Annotated in this window: 18 protein-coding genes; 14 read left to right on the top strand and 4 right to left on the bottom strand. The window is 72.9% G+C overall.

Going from position 1 to position 18235, the window contains the following annotated elements; genetic code table 11:
• Positions 1-42 precede the first annotated feature (42 nt).
• Complete coding sequence (gene infB, locus ACWGO8_RS00890; protein WP_452041280.1) at positions 43-2787, top strand: translation initiation factor IF-2; 2745 nt, start codon at positions 43-45, stop codon at positions 2785-2787.
• 151 nt (positions 2788-2938) lie between these two features.
• Entirely contained in the window at positions 2939-3445 is a 507-nt protein-coding gene (gene rbfA, locus ACWGO8_RS00885; RefSeq protein WP_376957089.1) for a 30S ribosome-binding factor RbfA, read from the top strand.
• Between the two features lie 50 nt (positions 3446-3495).
• On the opposite strand, the gene ACWGO8_RS00880 is transcribed toward rbfA, so the two are convergent.
• Together ACWGO8_RS00880 and ACWGO8_RS00875 are read right to left on the bottom strand one after the other, a co-directional pair.
• Positions 3496-4413, bottom strand: coding sequence for a LysR family transcriptional regulator (locus ACWGO8_RS00880; protein WP_452041279.1), 918 nt, complete (start codon positions 4411-4413; stop codon positions 3496-3498).
• 58 nt (positions 4414-4471) lie between these two features.
• Complete coding sequence (locus ACWGO8_RS00875; protein WP_452041278.1) at positions 4472-5362, bottom strand: A/G-specific adenine glycosylase; 891 nt, start codon at positions 5360-5362, stop codon at positions 4472-4474.
• A 48-nt stretch (positions 5363-5410) separates the two neighbouring features.
• On the opposite strand from ACWGO8_RS00875, the gene ACWGO8_RS00870 reads away from it, so the two are divergent.
• Positions 5411-6013: a hypothetical protein gene (locus ACWGO8_RS00870; protein WP_452041277.1), complete on the top strand. Its 603-nt coding sequence runs from the start codon at positions 5411-5413 to the stop codon at positions 6011-6013.
• Positions 6014-6031: 18 nt separating this feature from the next.
• Here the strand turns inward: ACWGO8_RS00870 and ACWGO8_RS00865 are convergent, their stop codons facing one another.
• On the bottom strand, positions 6032-7027 hold the full coding sequence (locus ACWGO8_RS00865) for a ketopantoate reductase family protein (RefSeq protein WP_452041276.1): 996 nt from the start codon (positions 7025-7027) through the stop codon (positions 6032-6034).
• A gap of 57 nt (positions 7028-7084) precedes the next feature.
• Between ACWGO8_RS00865 and truB the strand changes: the two genes are divergently transcribed.
• The 4 genes from truB to ACWGO8_RS00845 are packed head-to-tail and all read left to right on the top strand — an operon-like array spanning position 7085 to position 9809.
• Positions 7085-7993 (top strand): tRNA pseudouridine(55) synthase TruB, encoded by a 909-nt coding sequence (gene truB / locus ACWGO8_RS00860; protein WP_452041275.1) that lies wholly within the window; start codon positions 7085-7087, stop codon positions 7991-7993.
• Complete coding sequence (locus tag ACWGO8_RS00855; RefSeq protein WP_376957078.1) at positions 7990-8358, top strand: hypothetical protein; 369 nt, start codon at positions 7990-7992, stop codon at positions 8356-8358. Before truB ends, ACWGO8_RS00855 begins: the two co-directional genes overlap by 4 nt.
• A 24-nt stretch (positions 8359-8382) precedes the next feature.
• Positions 8383-8880 (top strand): hypothetical protein, encoded by a 498-nt coding sequence (locus tag ACWGO8_RS00850; protein ID WP_452041274.1) that lies wholly within the window; start codon positions 8383-8385, stop codon positions 8878-8880.
• Entirely contained in the window at positions 8877-9809 is a 933-nt protein-coding gene (locus ACWGO8_RS00845) for a bifunctional riboflavin kinase/FAD synthetase (protein ID WP_452041273.1), read from the top strand. Before ACWGO8_RS00850 ends, ACWGO8_RS00845 begins: the two co-directional genes overlap by 4 nt.
• Before the next feature lie 28 nt (positions 9810-9837).
• On the opposite strand, the gene ACWGO8_RS00840 is transcribed toward ACWGO8_RS00845, so the two are convergent.
• Positions 9838-10509 carry a hypothetical protein gene (locus ACWGO8_RS00840; protein ID WP_452041272.1) on the bottom strand — a complete coding sequence of 224 codons (672 nt, stop codon included), beginning with the start codon at positions 10507-10509 and terminating at the stop codon, positions 9838-9840.
• A 26-nt stretch (positions 10510-10535) separates the two neighbouring features.
• Here ACWGO8_RS00840 and ACWGO8_RS00835 point away from each other — a divergent pair, with 26 nt between their 5' ends.
• The 7 genes from ACWGO8_RS00835 (at position 10536) to ACWGO8_RS00805 (ending at position 18175) form a co-directional block, all read left to right on the top strand.
• Complete coding sequence (locus ACWGO8_RS00835) at positions 10536-11747, top strand: MFS transporter (protein WP_452041271.1); 1212 nt, start codon at positions 10536-10538, stop codon at positions 11745-11747.
• Between the two features lie 207 nt (positions 11748-11954).
• Positions 11955-12899, top strand: a complete 945-nt coding sequence (locus ACWGO8_RS00830; protein WP_452041270.1) for a sugar-binding transcriptional regulator — start codon at positions 11955-11957, stop codon at positions 12897-12899.
• A 54-nt stretch (positions 12900-12953) separates the two neighbouring features.
• Positions 12954-13961, top strand: coding sequence for a deoxyribose-phosphate aldolase (deoC, locus tag ACWGO8_RS00825; RefSeq protein WP_452041269.1), 1008 nt, complete (start codon positions 12954-12956; stop codon positions 13959-13961).
• A gap of 17 nt (positions 13962-13978) precedes the next feature.
• Positions 13979-15556 carry an aldehyde dehydrogenase family protein gene (locus ACWGO8_RS00820; RefSeq protein WP_452041268.1) on the top strand — a complete coding sequence of 526 codons (1578 nt, stop codon included), beginning with the start codon at positions 13979-13981 and terminating at the stop codon, positions 15554-15556.
• Complete coding sequence (locus tag ACWGO8_RS00815) at positions 15553-16413, top strand: aldehyde dehydrogenase family protein (protein WP_452041267.1); 861 nt, start codon at positions 15553-15555, stop codon at positions 16411-16413. Before ACWGO8_RS00820 ends, ACWGO8_RS00815 begins: the two co-directional genes overlap by 4 nt.
• Positions 16414-16415: 2 nt before the next feature.
• Positions 16416-16655 (top strand): hypothetical protein, encoded by a 240-nt coding sequence (locus ACWGO8_RS00810; protein WP_452041266.1) that lies wholly within the window; start codon positions 16416-16418, stop codon positions 16653-16655.
• A gap of 41 nt (positions 16656-16696) precedes the next feature.
• Complete coding sequence (locus tag ACWGO8_RS00805) at positions 16697-18175, top strand: SDR family oxidoreductase (RefSeq protein ID WP_452041265.1); 1479 nt, start codon at positions 16697-16699, stop codon at positions 18173-18175.
• The last annotated feature ends 60 nt before the right edge of the window (positions 18176-18235 follow it).

The following is an 18235-nucleotide window of genomic DNA, read 5'->3' as shown; positions in this document are numbered from 1 at the left end:
TGGTCCGCCCCTGTCCGGGGGTGGGCCCGGAACAGGAGAGAAGTGGCTGCCAAACCACGCGTACACGAGATCGCATCCGAACTCGGTGTCGACAGCAAGATCGCCCTTGAGAAGCTCAAGGAGATGGGCGAGTACGTCAAGGGACCCTCGTCCAGCATCGAACCCCCCGTCGCCCGCAAGCTGCGGGCGGCACTCGAGGGTGCCGCGAAGGCCGAGCCGGCGGCGGCCAAGCCCGCCACCGCGGCGAAGCCCGGCCCCAAGCCCGCCCCGAAGCCGGCGCCCCAGGCGGCTCCGGCCGCTCCGGCTGCCCCCGTCGCCGACGCGCCGATGACGGTCGCCGAGCGCCAGGCGCAGGCCGAGGAGAAGGCGGCGCAGGCCGCCGCGGCCAAGCCCGCAGAGGCGCCCGCCGCGCCCGCGGCATCCGACGTGGTCAAGCCGGCCGCGCCGAAGCCGAGCGGTGCGATCCCGCGCCCGGCTCCGCGTCCCGGCGCCCCGCGCCCCGGCAACAACCCGTTCTCCAGCTCGCAGGGCATGGGCTCGCGCCCCGCCCAGCCGCGCCCCGGGAACAACCCGTTCTCCAGCTCGCAGGGCATGGGCCAGCGTCCGAGCCCGGGCAACATCCCGCGGCCGCAGGCGCCTCGCCCCGGCTCGCCGCGCCCCGGCGCACCCCGTCCGGCCGGTGCCGGCGGCGGTCGCCCCGGCGGCTTCCAGCGCCCCGGCGGTGGCGGCGGTGCCGGTGCAGGCGCGCGCCCGGGCGGTCCCGGTGCGGGCGGCGGCTTCCAGCGCCCCGGCGGCGGCTTCGGCGGCCCGCGTCCCGCGGGCGGCGGCGGCCGTGGTCGCGGCCCCGGCGGTGGCACGGCCGGCGCGTTCGGTCGTGGCGGCGGCAAGTCCAAGGCCCGCAAGTCGAAGCGCACGAAGCGGCAGGAATTCGAGATGCGGGAGGCCCCGTCGCTGGGCGGCGTGAGCGTCCCCCGCGGCGACGGCAACACCGTCATCCGACTGCGTCGCGGCGCCTCGATCTCCGACTTCGCCGACAAGATCGACGCGAACCCCGGTTCGCTCGTCACGGTGCTCTTCCACCTCGGTGAGATGGCCACCGCGACCGAGTCGCTCGACGAGGCCACGTTCGAGGTGCTCGGCGCCGAGCTCGGCTACAAGATCCAGGTCGTCTCGCCCGAGGACGAGGACAAGGAGCTCCTCGAGGGCTTCGACATCGACCTCGACCAGGAGCTCGAGGACGAGACCGACGAGGTGCTCGAGCAGCGTCCGCCGGTCGTCACCGTCATGGGCCACGTCGACCACGGCAAGACCCGCCTCCTCGACGCGATCCGCAACGCCAACGTGGTCGCGGGCGAGGCCGGCGGCATCACCCAGCACATCGGTGCGTACCAGGTGCACACCGAGCACGAGGGCATCGACCGGGCGATCACCTTCATCGACACCCCGGGTCACGAGGCGTTCACCGCCATGCGTGCCCGCGGTGCGCAGGTGACCGACATCGCGATCCTCGTGGTCGCGGCCGACGACGGCATCATGCCGCAGACGATCGAGGCGCTGAACCACGCGCAGTCGGCCGACGTGCCGATCGTGGTCGCGGTGAACAAGATCGACAAGCCCGACGCGAACCCCGCCAAGGTGCGCCAGCAGCTCACCGAGTTCGGCCTCGTGGCCGAGGAGTACGGCGGCGACGTCATGTTCGTCGACGTCTCGGCTCGCGAGAACATCGGCATCCAGGAGCTGCTCGACGCAGTGCTCCTCACCGCCGACGCCGGCCTCGACCTGCGTGCCAACCCCGACAAGGACGCGCGCGGCGTGGCCATCGAGGCGAAGCTCGACAAGGGCCGTGGCGCCGTGGCGACCGTGCTCATCCAGTCGGGCACGCTCCGGGTCGGCGACGCGATCGTGGCGGGCACCGCCTATGGCCGCGTCCGTGCCATGGCCGACGAGAACGGCGACCCCGTGGCCGCCGCGACCCCGTCGCGCCCGGTGCAGGTGCAGGGCCTCTCGACGGTCCCGCGCGCGGGCGACACCTTCCTCGTCACCGAGGAGGACCGCACCGCCCGTCAGATCGCCGAGAAGCGCGAGGCCGCCGAGCGCAACGCGCAGCTGGCCAAGGCTCGCAAGCGCATCTCGCTCGAGGACTTCACCCGTGCGCTCGAGGAGGGCAAGGTCGAGGCGCTCAACCTCATCATCAAGGGCGACGTGTCGGGTGCCGTGGAGGCGCTCGAGGAGTCGCTCATGAAGATCGAGGTCGACGACTCGGTGCAGCTGCGCATCCTCCACCGCGGTGTGGGTGCCGTCACCGAGAGCGACATCGACCTGGCGACGATCGACAACGCGATCGTCATCGGGTTCAACGTCCGCCCCGACGTGAAGGCGCGCGAGCGTGCCGCCCGCGAGGGCGTCGACGTGCGCTTCTACAACGTCATCTACAACGCGATCGACGACATCGAGAACTCGCTCAAGGGCATGCTCAAGCCCGAGTTCGAAGAGGTGCAGTCGGGTGTCGCCGAGATCCGCGAGGTGTTCCGCTCCTCGAAGTTCGGCAACATCGCCGGTGTCATCGTGCGGTCGGGAACGATCACGCGCAACGCCAAGGCTCGCGTCATCCGCGACGGCGTCGTGGTCGGCGACAACCTGGCCATCGAGTCGCTGCGCCGGTTCAAGGACGACGTCACCGAGGTCCGCACGGACTTCGAGGCGGGCATCGGCCTCGGCAAGTACAACGACATCCAGGTCGGCGACGAGATCGAGACGATCGAATTGCGCGAGAAGCCTCGCGCGTAACTCGTGGTACCGGGGCCTCCGGATCTTCCCTTCGGGTGAAGAACGGGGGCCCCTTCACCCCGATTCACCCGAAGGGAAGATCCGGAGGCCCCTCCTGATCGAGCAACGCCTCTCGCTTGCTCGATCGTGAGGGGAGGAAAGGGAGACAATCATGGCCGACCCGCAACGGGCCAGGAAGCTGGCCGACCGCATCAAGGAGATCGTCGCGCGCCGGCTCGACAAGGGGCTGCGCGACCCGCGACTCGGGTTCGTGACGATCACGGACGTCCGGGTCACGGGCGACCTGCAGCACGCGAGCATCTTCTACACCGTCTACGGCACCGAGGAGGAGCGCCGCGACTCCGCGGCGGCCCTCAAGGCCGCGACGGGGATGCTCCGCACCGAGGTCGGGCGCAACATCACGGCGCGCCTCACCCCGTCGCTCGAATTCATCGCCGACGCTATCCCCGAGAACGCCGAGCACATCGAGGAGCTCCTGCGCGAGGCACGCACCCGCGATGAGGAGGTCACCGCCCTGGCGTCGACGGCCGCCTACGCGGGCGACGCCGATCCGTACGTGAAGCCGCGCGACGCCGACGACGACCTCGACGAGCTCGGGGAGATCGACGACGAGGCATCCGACCTCAGCGACGACGCCGAGCTCGGCGGCGCGCGCTAGACCGCAGCCTCCGCTGCTCCCGCAGCCCGCGCGCACCCGATGGCGCGGGATCAGCCGCGCGGCCGTCCGAGGAGCTGATCCTCGACGGCCGCGATGCGCGCCCGCAGGGCCTCGATGAACGCGAGCGCCGTCGGCTGGCGTAGCGCCTCGGGGCGGCAGACCAGCCAGTACGGCAGGCGCTGGTCGATCTCGTGGGCGAAGAGCCGCACGAGGTCGTCGTGCCGGTCGGCGAGGAACGCCGGCAGCAGGCCGAACCCGGCGCCCGACCGCGTCGCGTCGACGTGCACGTACACGTTCGTGCTCGACACCGCGTCGACCATCTCGCGCGTCGGCGTGCGCGCCTCGTCGAGCGCGTCGACCTGCAGCATCGACTCGATGAAGTACACGAGCGGCTGACCGGCGAGGTCCGCCGTCGAGGCGGGCGTGCCATGCCGCGCGAGGAAGTCCCGGCTCGCGTAGAGCCCGAGCGCGTAATCGGCGAGGTGGATCGCCTCCGCGCGATGCACGTGGGGACGGCCGACGACGACCTCCAGGTCGACGCCGACGCGCTGCTGCGCCGCCCGTCGCTGGGTCGCCACGATCTCGAGCGACACGTCGGGATGCTCGCGGCGCACCGCGGCGATCGCGGGCGACGCGATGAACCCGCTGAAGCCGTCGGTGGCGCTCAGGCGCACGACGCCCGAGAGGCGGGGTCGGTCGGGCGCGAGCTCGCCGAGCGCGCGCTCCACGCCCTCGGCCGCGGTGATGGCGTGCTCGCCGAGCGGCGTGAGCACCCAGCCCGCGGCGCCGCGGGCCAGGACGCGCCCGCCCAGCGCATCCTCGAGCGCGGAGATCCGCCGCGCGATGGTCGTGTGGTTGAGCCCGAGCTCGGTGGCGGCCGCGGTGTAGCGGCCCGCCCGCGCGACGGCAAGCAGCACGAGGAGGTCGTCGGGGCTCGGCCGGCGCCCGGGCAGCGTCGTCACGGACATCCCTGCATCCTCGCACACGGAGCGGAGGCGCCCGTGCCCCGACCGACCCGCCTGCGCGTCACGCGGAGGGCAGGGCGAGGCCGCCCTGCGGGTCGGCGACCGCGAGCCCGTCGGCGACGAGCCCGTCGATCGCGCGGTCGAGCTGCGCGGCATCCGCCCACAGGCTCGTCAGCTCGTCGCGCGCGACGGGACGATGGGCCGCGCGGAGCTCGCGCATCACGAGCCCGCGCACCTGGCGGTCGGATCCCTCGAACCGCGCCTGCACCGCCTTGCGCGGGCCGTCGTACGCCGGGTACCCGGCGAGCCGCCAGGCGCAGGCCGTCGCGATCGGGCACGCGTCGCAGTCGGGCGTGCGCGCGGTGCAGACGGTCGCCCCGAGCTCCATGGCCGCGGCGTTGAACACGCGCGCCGCGGCATCCGACTCGGGCAGCACTGCCGACATCTCGGCGAGGTCGCGGGCGGTCGACGGCGGCCCCGGCTGCGCCTGGCCGAGCACCGCGCGCGCGATGACGCGACGGGTGTTGGTGTCGACCACCGGATGCCGCCGGCCGAACGCGAACGCCGCGATCGCGCGCGCCGTGTAGGGGCCGATGCCCTGCAGCGCGAGGAGCGCGTCGAGGTCGTCGGGCACCTCGCCGCCGTGCCGCTCGACGATCTCGACCGCGGCGCGATGCAGCCAGAGCGCGCGGCGCGGGTAGCCGAGCCGGTCCCACGCGCGCACGGCCTCGGCGGGCGGCTCGGACGCGAGCGCGGCGGGCGTCGGCCAGCGCCGGATCCACGCCTCCCACTTCGGCACGACCCGCGCCACCTGCGTCTGCTGCAGCATGAACTCGCTCACGAGCACGGCCCACGGCGACACCTCGGCGGCCCGCCACGGCAGCGGCCGCGCGGCATCCGCGAACCAGGCGTTGAGCGCCGTCGCCAGGTCGGGGGAGGGCGGGCGAGGCATCCCGCCAGCCTATGCCCGGGCGGATGCCGCGCGGCTAGGCTCGGGGCCATGGAGCTCGTCACCACGTCTCGCGTCACGTTCCTGCGCACGCTCGCCGACGAGATCCTGCAGCACTACGGACGCGGACGCATGATCGTCGCGATCGACGGGCCGCTGCGCAGCGGCAAGACGGTCTTCGCGGACGACCTCGCCGAGGTGCTCCGCGAGCGCGGCCACCGCGTGTTCCGGGCGAGCATGGAGCGGTTCCATCGCTCGCGGGCGGCGCAGGACGAGTACGGCGACGACACGCCGCAGCGCTACTACGGCTACGGGTTCGACGAGTCGGCGCTGCGGCGCGTGCTCGTGGAGCCGTTCCGGATGGGCGGGTCGACGGCCTTCGTCACGGCCGCCTTCGACCCGACGCGCGACGCCTGGATCGCGCCGAAGTGGATCACCGGCCCGGCCGACGCGATCCTCGTGCTCGACGGTCGCTTCGTGCTGCGCCCGCGGCTCGCCGACCTGTGGGACGTGCGGATCGCGCTCGACGGCGATCCCGTCGACCCGGCCGACGTCGTCGCCTACGCCGAGGCCGACCCTCGGCTCGTCGCGTCGGCGGTCATCGACGACCGCGATCCCGAGCATCCGCGACGGCGGTTCCTCGACAGCTGCTGACGCCGAGCACGCGACGCGTCAGGCCGGCACCTCCGCGAGCACCCGCTGCTCGGGCAGGAACTCGCCGATGCGCTCCACCTCGTGCACGAGCACCGTGAGCGCCTCGTTCACGGGCGCGTCGAGCTCGGCGAGGACCGCCTCGCGCACGACGGCGCCGTTGAGGTGGTCGACCTCGGTCGGCTGCCCGCGTCGCACGCTCTGCTGCGTCGAGCCGAGGTTCGGCACCTTCCCCATGCGCACGCCCATCATCCACGGCAGCACCTGCCCGAGCGCCACGGGCACGCGGGCGAACAGGCGCAGGCGGGCGTTCGAGAGGCCCTGCAGCGAGCCGAATCGGATGCCGCGGGCCATCCCCACGCGCACGGTCTCGCGCATCGACGCGGCGACCACGCGCCGCAGGCGACGGTCGTGCAGCACCTCCTGCACGCTGCGGCCGACGATCGCCGGCACCGCGTTGAGCATGTTCACGACGAGCTTCGTCCACTGCGCGCCGCGGAAGTCGTCGATGGCGATCACGGGCACCGCCTCGGAGAGGATCGCGGCGATGCGCCGGCTCTCGTCGTCGGCCGGGCCGTCGCCACGGCCGAGGTAGCTCGCGGCGGTCGTGGTCACGCGCACCCGGCCGGGCTCGGTGTAGTTCGCCGCGATGATCGAGAGCACGCCGACGCAGGTCGAATTCGGCAGGAAGCGCTCGGCCGTCTGCACGCCGTCGAGCCCGTTCTGCACGACGACGACCGGCACGCCGTCGATGAGCTCGGCGTGGCGGCCGAGGGCCATCGGGGCATCCTGCGCCTTCGTGCACAGCAGCACGAGCTCGGGCCGCACGGTGAGGGCCTCGACCGCGGCGACGCGCGCGTGCACGTCGCCGTAGCCGCCCGAGAGCCGGATGCCGTCGGCGCGGATCGCCTCCAGCCCGACGCCGCGTGCGGTGACCTCCACGTCGTGCCCGGCGCGCGCCAGCAGCGCGGCGAAGGTGCCTCCGAGCGCGCCCGCGCCGATGATGCCGATCCTCACCCTCCCAGCGTAGGTGCCGTGCCGCCCGCGTCCGGCCGCGCTGTTAGCCTGTACGGCGTGAACAGCGGCATCCTCCTCGTCGACAAGCCGCAGGGGATCACCAGCCACGACGTCGTCGCCCGCACGCGCCGGCTCGCCGGCACCCGCAAGGTCGGCCACGCGGGCACGCTCGACCCCATGGCGACGGGCCTGCTCATCCTCGGCGTCGGGTCGGCGACGCGCCTGCTGCACCACCTCGTCGGGCTCGACAAGGAGTACCTCGCGACCATGCGGCTCGGCTGGGACACCACGACCGACGACGCCGAGGGGGAGCCGCTCGACGCGGCATCCGCCGACCGCATCGCCGCCGCCGACGAGTCGGCCGTGCGCGCCGCGATGCTGGCCTGGACGGGCGACATCGAGCAGGTGCCGAGCACGGTGAGCGCCATCAAGGTCGCCGGCCGGCGCGCGTACCAGCGGGCCCGCGACGGCGAGACCGTCGAGCTCGCCGCGCGCCCCGTCACGGTGTCGGCCTTCGACCTCCTCGACCTGCGCCCCGGCGACGGATCCGTGGACGTCGACGTGCGCGTCGCATGCTCGTCGGGCACCTACGTGCGTGCGCTCGCGCGCGACGTGGGCGCCGACCTCGGCACGGGCGGGCACCTGACCGCGCTGCGACGCACGCGCATCGGCGCCTTCGGCGTCGACGAGGCCGCCGAGCTCGAGGGCCTCGACGTCGCACGGGTCATCCTGCGCCCCGCGGATGCCGCGCGCCGGACGCTCCCCGTCGCGTCGATCTCCGAGCAGGAGGCCGTCGACCTCGGGCACGGTAAGCGCATCGCCGCGCCCGACGAGCTCGCGGCCCTTCCCGGCGGAACCCCGATCGCGGCCATCGATCCCGTCGACCGCCTCGTGGCGATCGTCGAGCGGCGCGGCACCGAACTGCAGGTCGTCACCGGATTCCCGGCCGAGGAGGCGTCGGCATGATCGAGTGGTTCACCTGGGTGCAGGTCGGCGTCGCGGTGGTCGCGGGCGTGCTGTGCCTCGCGCTCGGATTCGCGGGCCGTGCGCCGAGCGACCTCACGAACGGCGCCCTCGTGCTCGTCGAGCTCCTGCTGCTCGTGCAGCTCGTGATCGCGCTGCTCGCGCCGCTGTTCGGCAACCAGCCGTCGGGCAGCGTGCTCGAGTTCTACACGTACCTCGTCGGCGCGCTGCTGCTGCCGCCGGCCGCGGTCTTCTGGGCGCTGCTCGAACGCAGCCGCTGGAGCACCGTCGTGCTCGGCGTGGCCGCACTCAGCGTCGCCGTGATGGTCTACCGCATGCTGCAGATCTGGACCGTGCAGCAGGCGTAGCCGCGAATGAGAGAATCGAACGACATGACTGACGTGCGGAGTGCCCGGCCCGAGACGGATCGCGGGCGGCGGATGAGCGGCATCGGGCGCGTGCTCGTGGCCGTCTACGGGGTGCTCGCGCTCGCCGCCGTCGGCCGCTCGTTCGTGCAGATCGCGACGAAGTTCGACGAGGCGCCGCTCGCCTACGTGCTCTCCGCGCTCGCGGCGGTCGTCTACGTCGTCGCGACCATCGCCCTCGTGCGCTCGGGTCGCGGCTGGTACCGCATCGCGTGGGCGACGCTCATCTTCGAGTTCACGGGCGTCCTCGTCATCGGCACCTTGAGCATCGTCGATCCCGAGCTGTTCCCGCACGACACGGTCTGGTCGTGGTTCGGCCGCGGGTACCTGTTCATCCCGCTCGTGCTGCCCGTGCTCGGCATGTGGTGGCTCGCGAAGCACCGTCCGCCGGCCGCGCCGGCCTCGCCGGCCGCTCCGGCCACCGACTCCGAAGCCGGCACCGGCACGGGGGCGGATGCCGCGTGAAGACCTTCAAGGGCCTCGACGCGGTGCCCGAGGGCTTCGGCCCGAGCGCCGTCACGATCGGCAAGTTCGACGGCGTGCACAACGGCCACCGCGCGGTGATCGACCGCATCCGCCGCATCGCGGCCGACGACGACCTCCGCTCGGTCGTCGTCACGTTCGACCGCAATCCGCTCGCGCTCCTCGCGCCCGACAAGTGCCCCGACCCGCTCGTGAGCGTGCGGCAGAAGCTCGAGCTGCTCGGCTCGACCGGCATCGACGCGACCCTGCTGCTGCCGTTCGACCGCGCGCTCGCCTCGGTGCCCGCGACGGAGTTCGTCGAGCGCGTGCTCGTGGACACGCTCAACGCGAAGGCCGTGCTCGTGGGCAGCGACTTCCGATACGGCGCGCGCGGCGCGGGCGACGTGGCGCTGCTGCAGGACCTCGGCCACACCTTCGGCTTCACGGTGGAGGTCGTCGGCGACGTGGCCCCCGAGGACGGCCGCCGCGTGTCGTCGACCTGGATCCGGGAGCTCCTCGCCGATGGCGACGTGCGGCACGCCACCCGCCTGCTCGGGCACGCGCCGACCGTCTCGGGGATCGTCGTGCACGGTGCCAAGCGCGGCCGCGAGCTGGGCTTCCCGACCGCCAACCTCACGCCCGAGTCCGAGGGACTCATCCCGGCCGACGGCGTCTACGCGGGCTGGCTGACCGACGCCGGCACCCGGTACCCGGCCGCCATCTCGGTCGGCGACAATCCGACGTTCGAGGGCGTGCCGAAGAAGCAGGTCGAGGCCTACGTGCTCGACCGCGAGCTCGACCTCTACGACCACGTGGTCGACGTCGAGTTCGTCGAGCGCCTGCGCGGCATGGTCGCGTTCACGAGCATCCCCGACCTCATCGAGACGATGCACGGCGACGTCGACCGGGCGCGCGAGATCCTCGTCGACTGAGGCGGAGTCGCCCGCGCTGAGCCCGCCGTCAGGCGTGGTCGCCCAGCTCGCCCCGACGAGCGGGTCGCGGCGCCTGCGTGCCGATGCCGGCCAGGAAGCGGATGAGCTCGTGGGCCGTGCCGACGAGCACCGGCCCGTGCCCGATCGTCCACGCGGCATCCGTCGCGTGCAGGCTGTGACCCGAGATCACCGCCCTGATCGGCGTGGGCGCGCCCGCCGCGCGCCGCAGCGCCACGGCGCCCGAGGCGAGCGCCGGAACGGGGATCGGCGCTCCGAGCGCATCGCCGATGCGCACGGCGGCCACGACCGCGTCGTCGAGTTCGACGATTCGCGTCGGCTGCGGGCGCTCGGTGATGGCGAACGCTCGGGCCTCGAGGGCGGCCGCGGCATCCGCCGGCCCCTCGGGCTGCACTTCGGTCGACGGCGTACGGCCGCCCATGCCGAGCACGTGCTGCGCCGACTCGAGCGCGCGACGGGCGGGCGCCCGGTCGAAGCCGGCCACGAGCTCGGCCACGGCGTCGGCGACGGTGGTCGCATCGTCATCGGCGTGCGCCGTCCAGGCATCGTCGTCGGCGGCGCGCAGGGCGGCCGCGATGGAGCCGAGGACGGTCGCGGTGGGCTCGCGACGGTCGCTCGTGACCCCGCGCTCGTCGACGCGCGAGCGCTGGCTCAGCGGCAGGTATCGGGCGAAGTCGGCCACGCCTCCAGCCTAGACTCGGGAAGGTGATGTCGACCTCGCCCCGTCCGCTCTGGGCCGGGCGGTCGCTGGCGCTCATCGGCATCGTCCTCGTCGCGTTCAACCTCCGCACCGCGGTGGCGTCCCTCTCGCCGATCCTCACGATCCTCGAGCACGACGTCACGCTCGCGCCCGCGGTCGTCGGGTTCCTCGGCATGCTGCCACCGCTCTGCTACGCGATCTTCGGCATCCTGACGCCGCTCATCGCGAAGCGGTTCGACCTCGAGCCCACGCTCGTCGTCGCCCTCGCCGCGCTCACGGTCGGCCTCCTCGCCCGCGGCCTCGCGGGCGACGCGCTGTGGCTCGTCCTGGCGAGCGCGCTCACGTTCGCGGCGATCGGCGTGGGCAACGTGCTGCTGCCCCCGCTCGTCAAGCGGTACTTCCCCGACCGGGTGGGCCTGCTCACGGCCGTCTACGTCACCGCCCTGTCGGTGAGCACGTTCGTGCCGCCGCTCCTGGCCGTGCCGGTGGCGGATGCCGCGGGCTGGCGCGTCTCGCTCGGCGAGTGGGCGTTCGTGGCGGTGCTCTCGCTCGTGCCGTGGATCGCGATCATGCTGCGTCCCCACGCCGACCGCGCGGCCGACCTGCCCGAGGAGGCGGAGCGCGGACTGCTCCGCTACGCGGTGCGCTCGCCGCTCGCGTGGGCGCTCGCGATCCTGTTCACGATCCCCGGCATCAACGCCTACGCGATGTTCGCCTGGCTCCCGCCGATCCTGCACGACATCGCCGGCACGACGCCCGCCCAGGCCGGCGCGCTGCTCTCGCTGTTCGCCGCGATGGGCCTGCCGGCGAGCATCATCGTGCCGATCGTCGCCGCCCGCTGGGGCCACGTGAAGCTGCTCGTGGGCATCGCGATCGTGTCGTTCATCATCGGCTACCTCGGGCTGCTGCTCGTCCCCACGACGGCGACCTGGCTCTGGGTCGCGCTCATCGGCAACGGCCCGCTGCTGTTCCCGCTCACGCTCGTGCTCGTCAACCTCCGCACCCGCACGCACTCGGGCTCGGTCGCGCTCTCGGGGTTCGTGCAGTCGGTCGGCTACTTCATCGTGGCGATCGGCCCGCTCGCGGTCGGCCTCCTGCACGAGGCCTTCGACGGCTGGACGTGGCCGCTCCTGTTCCTGCTCGCGTCGATCATCCCCGCCGCGATCGCCGGCGTCGTCGCGGCGCGCCCGAGGTACTTCGAGGACGAGCGCGCCCGCTGAGGTGCCCGGCGCCTGCCGACGACCGGTGTCCGTGCGGGGCGTGCCCCGCGTGTCCGCGCGTGCGTGCGCCCGCCCGGACAGCCGTGCCCGTCGCGGTGCGTCGGCGCGCGGCATCCGCTCGCTCGCTGCTCATATGAGCAGGATCGCCCGCGAGTGTTGCCGATGAGCGACGGCCTGCCTACGCTGGAATGCGGCGAAGGGACAGGTGTGGACGAGATCGACGAACTCCTCTCGATCCGGGCTGCCGAGCTCTACTACGAGGAGAACAAGACCCAGGACGAGATCGGGCAGGCGCTGCGGCTGACCCGGTGGAAGGTCGGGCGCCTCCTCGCGCAGGCGAAGCAGCGCGGCTTCATCCGCATCGAGATCCTGCATCCGCGGGCGCGACGCCTCGCCATCGAGCGACGGCTGCGCGACGAGCGCGGGCTCGCCGACGCGATCGTCGTGTCGACCGCAGGCGTGCACTCGCCCGAGGAGCTGCAGGAGCGCACCGCGCAGGCGGCCGCCGACTACCTCACGGCGCTCCGGCCCGTGCCCCGCACGCTCGGCGTGAGCTGGGGCCGTACGCTCTTCGAGATCTCGCAGCACCTGCGCAACGGCTGGGCCACGGGCGTCAACGTCGTGCAGATCAACGGCGGCGTGAGCCTCAACCGCCGGGCCGGCACCGCCGCGGCCACCGCCGTGGGCATCGCGCAGAAGGGCGGCGGCAGCGCCACCCTGCTGCCGAGCCCCGCCATCCTCGAGCGCCTCGCGACGAAGGAGGCCATCGAGGCCGACCGCGTCGTCGCCGGCGTCATCGAGCTCGCCCGTTCGGCCGACGCCTACCTGTTCAGCGCGGGCGCCGCCGACCACAACTCCGTGCACGTCGAGAGCGGCTACCTCTCGGGCGCCGACGTCGACGTGCTCGTGCAGAAGGGGGCCGTCGGCGACGTCGTCGGCCGCTACATCGACTCCGACGGCAACATCGTCGACCCCGCGCTCGACGCCCGCACGGTCGGCCTCACGCTCGACGAGCTGCGCGACTCGCCGCTCGCGATCGCCGTGATCGCGGGCGAGGCCAAGCACGCCGTCGCCGACGCGGTCGTGCGCTCGGGGCTCTGCACGGTGCTCGTCACCGACGAGGCCACCGCCCTCCACCTCCTCGACGGCTGACGCGCACCCATCGGGCCCGCCCAGCACACCACACACGAAAGCCAGGTCACCACCATGTCAGGCACCTCCCTCGTCACCGCCCGGGAGCGGGCGCTCGCCGTGCTCGGCGGCGAACCCGACGACGCCACGCTCGGGCGCTACCTGCACGGCATCGCGGGCGTCGACGCCGTCGGCCTCGAGCAGCGCGCCGCGTCGCTCGCCACCCGCTCGATCAAGACGTCGTCCAAGCAGTGGGCGCTCGACAAGATCATCACGCTCATCGACCTCACGACCCTCGAGGGCGCCGACACCCCGGGCAAGGTGCGCTCACTCGTCGCCAAGGCGATGACCCCCGACCCGTCGGATGCCACGACGCCGCGCGTCGCCGCCGTGTGCGTGTACGGCGACATGGTGCCCGTCGCGATCGACGCGCTCGGCTCGGTGCACGGCGACCCCGACGAAGGACTCATCTCCGTCGCGGCGGTGGCCACGGCCTTCCCGAGCGGCCGGTCGTCGCTCGAGATCAAGCTCGCCGACACGGCCGAGGCCGTCGCCGCCGGCGCCGACGAGATCGACATGGTCATCGACCGCGGCGCGTTCCTCGCCGGCCGCTACGGCGAGGTGTTCGACCAGATCGCCGCCGTGAAGGAGGCGTGCCGCCGGCCCGACGGCACGGCCGCGAGCCTCAAGGTGATCCTCGAGACCGGCGAGCTGGTGACGTACGACAACGTGCGCCGCGCGTCGTGGCTCTCGATCCTCGCGGGCGGCGACTTCATCAAGACCTCCACGGGCAAGGTGCAGCCGGCGGCCACGCTCCCGGTCACGCTCCTCATGCTCGAGGTCGTGCGCGACTGGCACCTGCTGACCGGCCAGCGCATCGGCGTGAAGCCCGCGGGCGGCATCCGCGCCTCGAAGGACGCGATCCGCTACCTCGTGACCGTCGCCGAGACGGTCGGCGAGGAGTGGCTCGTGCCGCACCTGTTCCGCTTCGGCGCGTCGAGCCTCCTCAACGACGTGCTGCTGCAGCGCCAGAAGATGACCACCGGACACTACTCCGGCCCCGACTACGTGACGATCGACTGAGACGAGAGCACTTCCTCATGAGCTTCCTCGAATACGCACCCGCCCCCGAATCGCGGGCGATCCTCAACCTCCGCGACCGCTACGGCCTCTTCATCGACGGCGAGTTCGTCGACGGCCGCGGCACGCCCTTCCAGACCATCTCGCCCGCGACCGAGGAGCGCATCGCCGAGATCGCCAACGCGAACGAGGCGGATGTCGCCGATGCCGTCGCGGCCGCGCGCCGCGCCTACGACCGCACCTGGTCGCGCATGAGCGGCCGCGATCGCGGCAAGTACCTGTTCCGCATCGCGCGTCTCGTGCAGGAGCGCGCCCGCGAGCTCGCGGTCGCCGAGTCGCTCGACAACGGCAAGCCCATCAAGGAGTCGCGCGACGTCGACGTGCCCCTCGTGGCCGCGTGGTTCTTCTACTACGCCGGCTGGGCCGACAAGCTCGACCACGCGGGCCTCGGCGCGAACCCCCGCTCGCTCGGCGTCGCCGCGCAGGTCATCCCGTGGAACTTCCCGCTGCTCATGCTCGCGTGGAAGATCGCGCCCGCGCTCGCGGCCGGCAACACGGTGGTGCTGAAGCCGGCCGAGACGACGCCACTCACGGCGCTCATCTTCGCCGAGATCCTGCAGCAGGCCGACCTGCCGCCCGGCGTCGTGAACATCATCACGGGCGCGGGCGACACGGGCGCCGCGCTGGTGTCGGCCGAGGGCGTCGACAAGGTCGCGTTCACGGGTTCCACCGCCGTGGGCCGCGCGATCGCCAAGGAGATCGCGGGCACCGACAAGAAGGCCACGCTCGAGCTCGGCGGCAAGGCCGCGAACATCGTCTTCGACGACGCGCCCATCGACCAGGCGATCGAGGGCATCGTCAACGGCATCTTCTTCAACCAGGGCCACGTGTGCTGCGCCGGCTCGCGCCTGCTCGTGCAGGAGAACATCCACGACGAGGTCGTCGAGCGCCTGAAGCTGCGCCTGTCGACGCTGCGCCTGGGCGACCCGCTCGACAAGAACACCGACATCGGCGCGATCAACTCGAAGGAGCAGCTCGAGCGCATCCGCGAGCTGTCCGACATCGGCGTCGCCGAGGGCGCCGACCGGTGGAGCGCGCCCTGCGTGATCCCCGAGAACGGGTTCTGGTACGCGCCGACGATCTTCACGAACGTGCAGACGTCGAGCCGCATCGCGCGCGAGGAGATCTTCGGACCGGTGCTGTCGGTGCTCACGTTCCGCACGCCGGCCGAGGCGATCGCGAAGGCGAACAACACGCCCTACGGCCTGTCGGCGGGCATCTGGACCGACAAGGGCAGCCGCATCCTCGCGGTCGCCGACCAGCTGCGCGCGGGCGTGATCTGGGCGAACACGTTCAACCGGTTCGACCCCTCGAGCCCGTTCGGCGGCTACAAGGAGTCGGGCTACGGCCGCGAGGGCGGCCGTCACGGCCTCGCCGCGTATCTCTCGCCGGCCCCGATCGGCCAGTCCGCGCTGTCGCGTCCCGCGTCGCGTGCCGCGGTCGAGTCGGCGGATGCCGCGGCGGCGCCGAAGTCCCGTCGGGCCGTCCGCTCGTCCACCCGAACCGCCAAGACCGCGACGAAGGGATCGAAGCGATGAGCCGCCTCGCCGTGCCGAAGACGTACAAGCTCTACATCAACGGCGCCTTCCCGCGCAGCGAGTCCGGCCGCACCTACGAGATCATGCGGGCCGACGGCGGGTTCCTCGCCAACGTGGCGAAGGCGTCCCGCAAGGACGCCCGCGACGCGATCGTCGCGGCGCGCGGCGCCGTCGGCGGCTGGGGCGGCGCGACCGCCTACAACCGCGGCCAGGTGCTCTACCGCATCGCCGAGTTGCTCGAGGGGCGTCGCGCGCAGTTCGTCGCCGAGATCGAGGAGGCCGAGGGCGTGTCCCGTGCGGTCGCCTCGGCGCAGGTCGACGAGTCGATCGACCGGTGGGTCTGGTACGCCGGATGGGCCGACAAGTTCGCCCAGGTCGCCGGCAACGCCAACCCGGTCGCCGGTCCGTACTTCAACATCTCGGTGCCCGAGCCCACGGGCGTGGTCGCGATCGTCGCGCCGCAGGACTCGTCGCTCCTCGGCTTCGTGTCGGCCGTCGCGCCGGCGCTCGTCGCGGGCAACTCGGTCGTGGTCGTCGCGAGCGAGCGGTACCCGCTGTCGGCGATCAGCCTGGCCGAGGTCCTCGCCACGAGCGACGTGCCGAAGGGCGTCGTCAACGTGCTCACCGGCTCGACCGCCGAGATCGCGCCGTGGCTCGCGAGCCACAGCGACGTGAACGCGCTCGACCTCGTGGGCGCGGGCGACCTCGACTGGCTCTCGCTCGAGGTCGCGGCCGCCGACACGCTGAAGCGCGTGCTGCGGCCCGAGTCGGGCCCCGATGCCGCGGCGCCCGCGCTCGGCCGGATCAGCGCGTTCACCGAGACGAAGACGGTCTGGCACACGAAGAGCCTGCGCTAGCGATGTCAGGACGCAACGGCGCGTCCGACGAGCGGGGCCGCCTGGTGGCGGACCCGTTCGACTGGCGCGTCACCAAGCAGGGCGGCGTGCTCGTCTCACGGGGCGGGCGCGTCGTCATGACGGTGGGCGGCGGCGACGCCGCCCGGCTCGTCGTCGCGCTGCAACGTGCGGACGATTCACAGGCGCAGCACCTCCTGGCCCGGGCGAGCGGGAACTATCGTCGAGGGAACGAACGGTCCTGACGCCGCGCGTCCGTCGGCGGGATCCGTGACGGGGGTGACGCATGCGAATGCTCGTGACCGGGGCGACCGGCTACATCGGCGGTCGACTGGTGCCTCGACTGATCGGGGCGGGCCACGACGTGCGCGTCCTCGTGCGGCAGCCCGAGCGGCTGCGCGACGTGCCGTGGGCGGCATCCGTCGACGTCGTCGCCGGCGACCTCGGCGACCGCGCCGCCGTCGATCGCGCGATGGACGGCATCGAGGTCGTCTACTACCTCGTGCACTCGATGGGCGGACGGGGCGACTTCGAGTCGATCGAGCTCGAGATCGCGCGGAACGTGGCGGCCTCCGCCCGCGAGCACGGCGTGGGCCGGATCGTGTACCTCGGTGGACTGCATCCCGAGGGCGTGCGCCTCTCGCGGCACCTGCGCTCCCGTGCCGAGGTGGGCGAGGTGCTGCTCGGCTCCGGCGTCCCGACGGTGGTGCTGCAGGCGGGCGTCATCATCGGATCGGGGTCGACGTCGTTCGAGATGATCCGGCACCTCACGGAGGTGCTGCCGTACATGCCCGCGCCGCGGTGGGTGCGCAGCCGCATCCAGCCGATCGCCGTGCGCGACGTGCTGCACTACCTCATCCGGGCGGCGGACGTGCCGGCCGACGTGAACCGGGCGTTCGACATCGGCGGTCCCGACGTGTACCGCTACGGCCAGCTCATGAACGGCTACGCGGTCGAGGCCGGGCTCCCGCAGCGGCCGATCGCGGCGCTGCCGGTGCTCACGCCGTGGCTGGCGGGGCAATGGGTGAACCTCGTGACGCCGATCCCACGGCGGCTCGCCGTGCCGATCATCGAGTCGCTGCAGTTCGACTGCGTGATGCGCGACCACGACATCGACGCGGTCATCCCGCCGCCCGCCGAGGGGCTGCTGCCGTACCGCACCGCGGTGCGGCTCGCGCTCGAGCGCGAGCGGGCGGGCGAGGTCGAGACGAGCTGGCGCAACGCGCAGGTGCTCGGGGCGCCGAGCGACCCGTTGCCGAGCGACCCCGAGTGGGCCGGCCACACGGTGTACGTCGACGAGCGCGAGCAGCGCTCGACGGCGCCGGCCGACGACGTCTGGCGCGTCATCGAGGGGGTGGGCGGCGAGAACGGCTGGTACTCGTTCCCGCTGCTGTGGGCGATCCGGGGATGGATCGACAAGCTGTCCGGCGGCGTCGGCCTGCAGCGCGGCCGCCGCGACGCCGACGAGCTGCACGTGGGCGACGCGGTGGACTTCTGGCGTGTGGAGGCGATCGACCGGGGGAGGTCGCTGCGGCTGCGCGCCGAGATGCGCGTGCCCGGGCGGGCCTGGCTCGAGCTCGCGACGAGCGACGTCGACGGGGGATCCGACTACCGGCAGCGCGCGGTGTTCTTCCCGAAGGGACTCTCGGGGCGCCTGTACTGGTGGGCGATCGTGCCGTTCCACGACGTGATCTTCTCCGGCATGGCGAACCGCATCACGGCCGAGGCGGAGGCGAGCGCGCGGGCCCGTGAACGGGGGAGGTAACGAAACGGTAACGATGCTGCTAGGGTGACGGGCACCGTTCGCGCAACGACGCTCGAACGG

This window comes from Agromyces sp. NPDC055661, assembly GCF_053618135.1.
Note: the sequence above shows the minus strand (reverse complement) of the source record. Positions and strands in the feature narration are given on the sequence as shown.

What these genes read in the sequence shown, in the direction of transcription:
- ACWGO8_RS00810 (WP_452041266.1), top strand. Translation starts at nt 16,416, where the DNA reads ATGTCAGGACGCAACGGCGCGTCCGACGAGCGGGGCCGCCTGGTGGCG.
- ACWGO8_RS00880 (WP_452041279.1), bottom strand. Translation starts at nt 4,413, where the DNA reads ATGTCCGTGACGACGCTGCCCGGGCGCCGGCCGAGCCCCGACGACCTC.
- deoC (WP_452041269.1), top strand. Translation starts at nt 12,954, where the DNA reads ATGTCAGGCACCTCCCTCGTCACCGCCCGGGAGCGGGCGCTCGCCGTG.
- ACWGO8_RS00815 (WP_452041267.1), top strand. Translation starts at nt 15,553, where the DNA reads ATGAGCCGCCTCGCCGTGCCGAAGACGTACAAGCTCTACATCAACGGC.
- ACWGO8_RS00870 (WP_452041277.1), top strand. Translation starts at nt 5,411, where the DNA reads ATGGAGCTCGTCACCACGTCTCGCGTCACGTTCCTGCGCACGCTCGCC.
- ACWGO8_RS00835 (WP_452041271.1), top strand. Translation starts at nt 10,536, where the DNA reads ATGTCGACCTCGCCCCGTCCGCTCTGGGCCGGGCGGTCGCTGGCGCTC.
- ACWGO8_RS00875 (WP_452041278.1), bottom strand. Translation starts at nt 5,362, where the DNA reads ATGCCTCGCCCGCCCTCCCCCGACCTGGCGACGGCGCTCAACGCCTGG.
- ACWGO8_RS00805 (WP_452041265.1), top strand. Translation starts at nt 16,697, where the DNA reads ATGCGAATGCTCGTGACCGGGGCGACCGGCTACATCGGCGGTCGACTG.
- ACWGO8_RS00855 (WP_376957078.1), top strand. Translation starts at nt 7,990, where the DNA reads ATGATCGAGTGGTTCACCTGGGTGCAGGTCGGCGTCGCGGTGGTCGCG.
- rbfA (WP_376957089.1), top strand. Translation starts at nt 2,939, where the DNA reads ATGGCCGACCCGCAACGGGCCAGGAAGCTGGCCGACCGCATCAAGGAG.
- ACWGO8_RS00850 (WP_452041274.1), top strand. Translation starts at nt 8,383, where the DNA reads ATGACTGACGTGCGGAGTGCCCGGCCCGAGACGGATCGCGGGCGGCGG.
- ACWGO8_RS00820 (WP_452041268.1), top strand. Translation starts at nt 13,979, where the DNA reads ATGAGCTTCCTCGAATACGCACCCGCCCCCGAATCGCGGGCGATCCTC.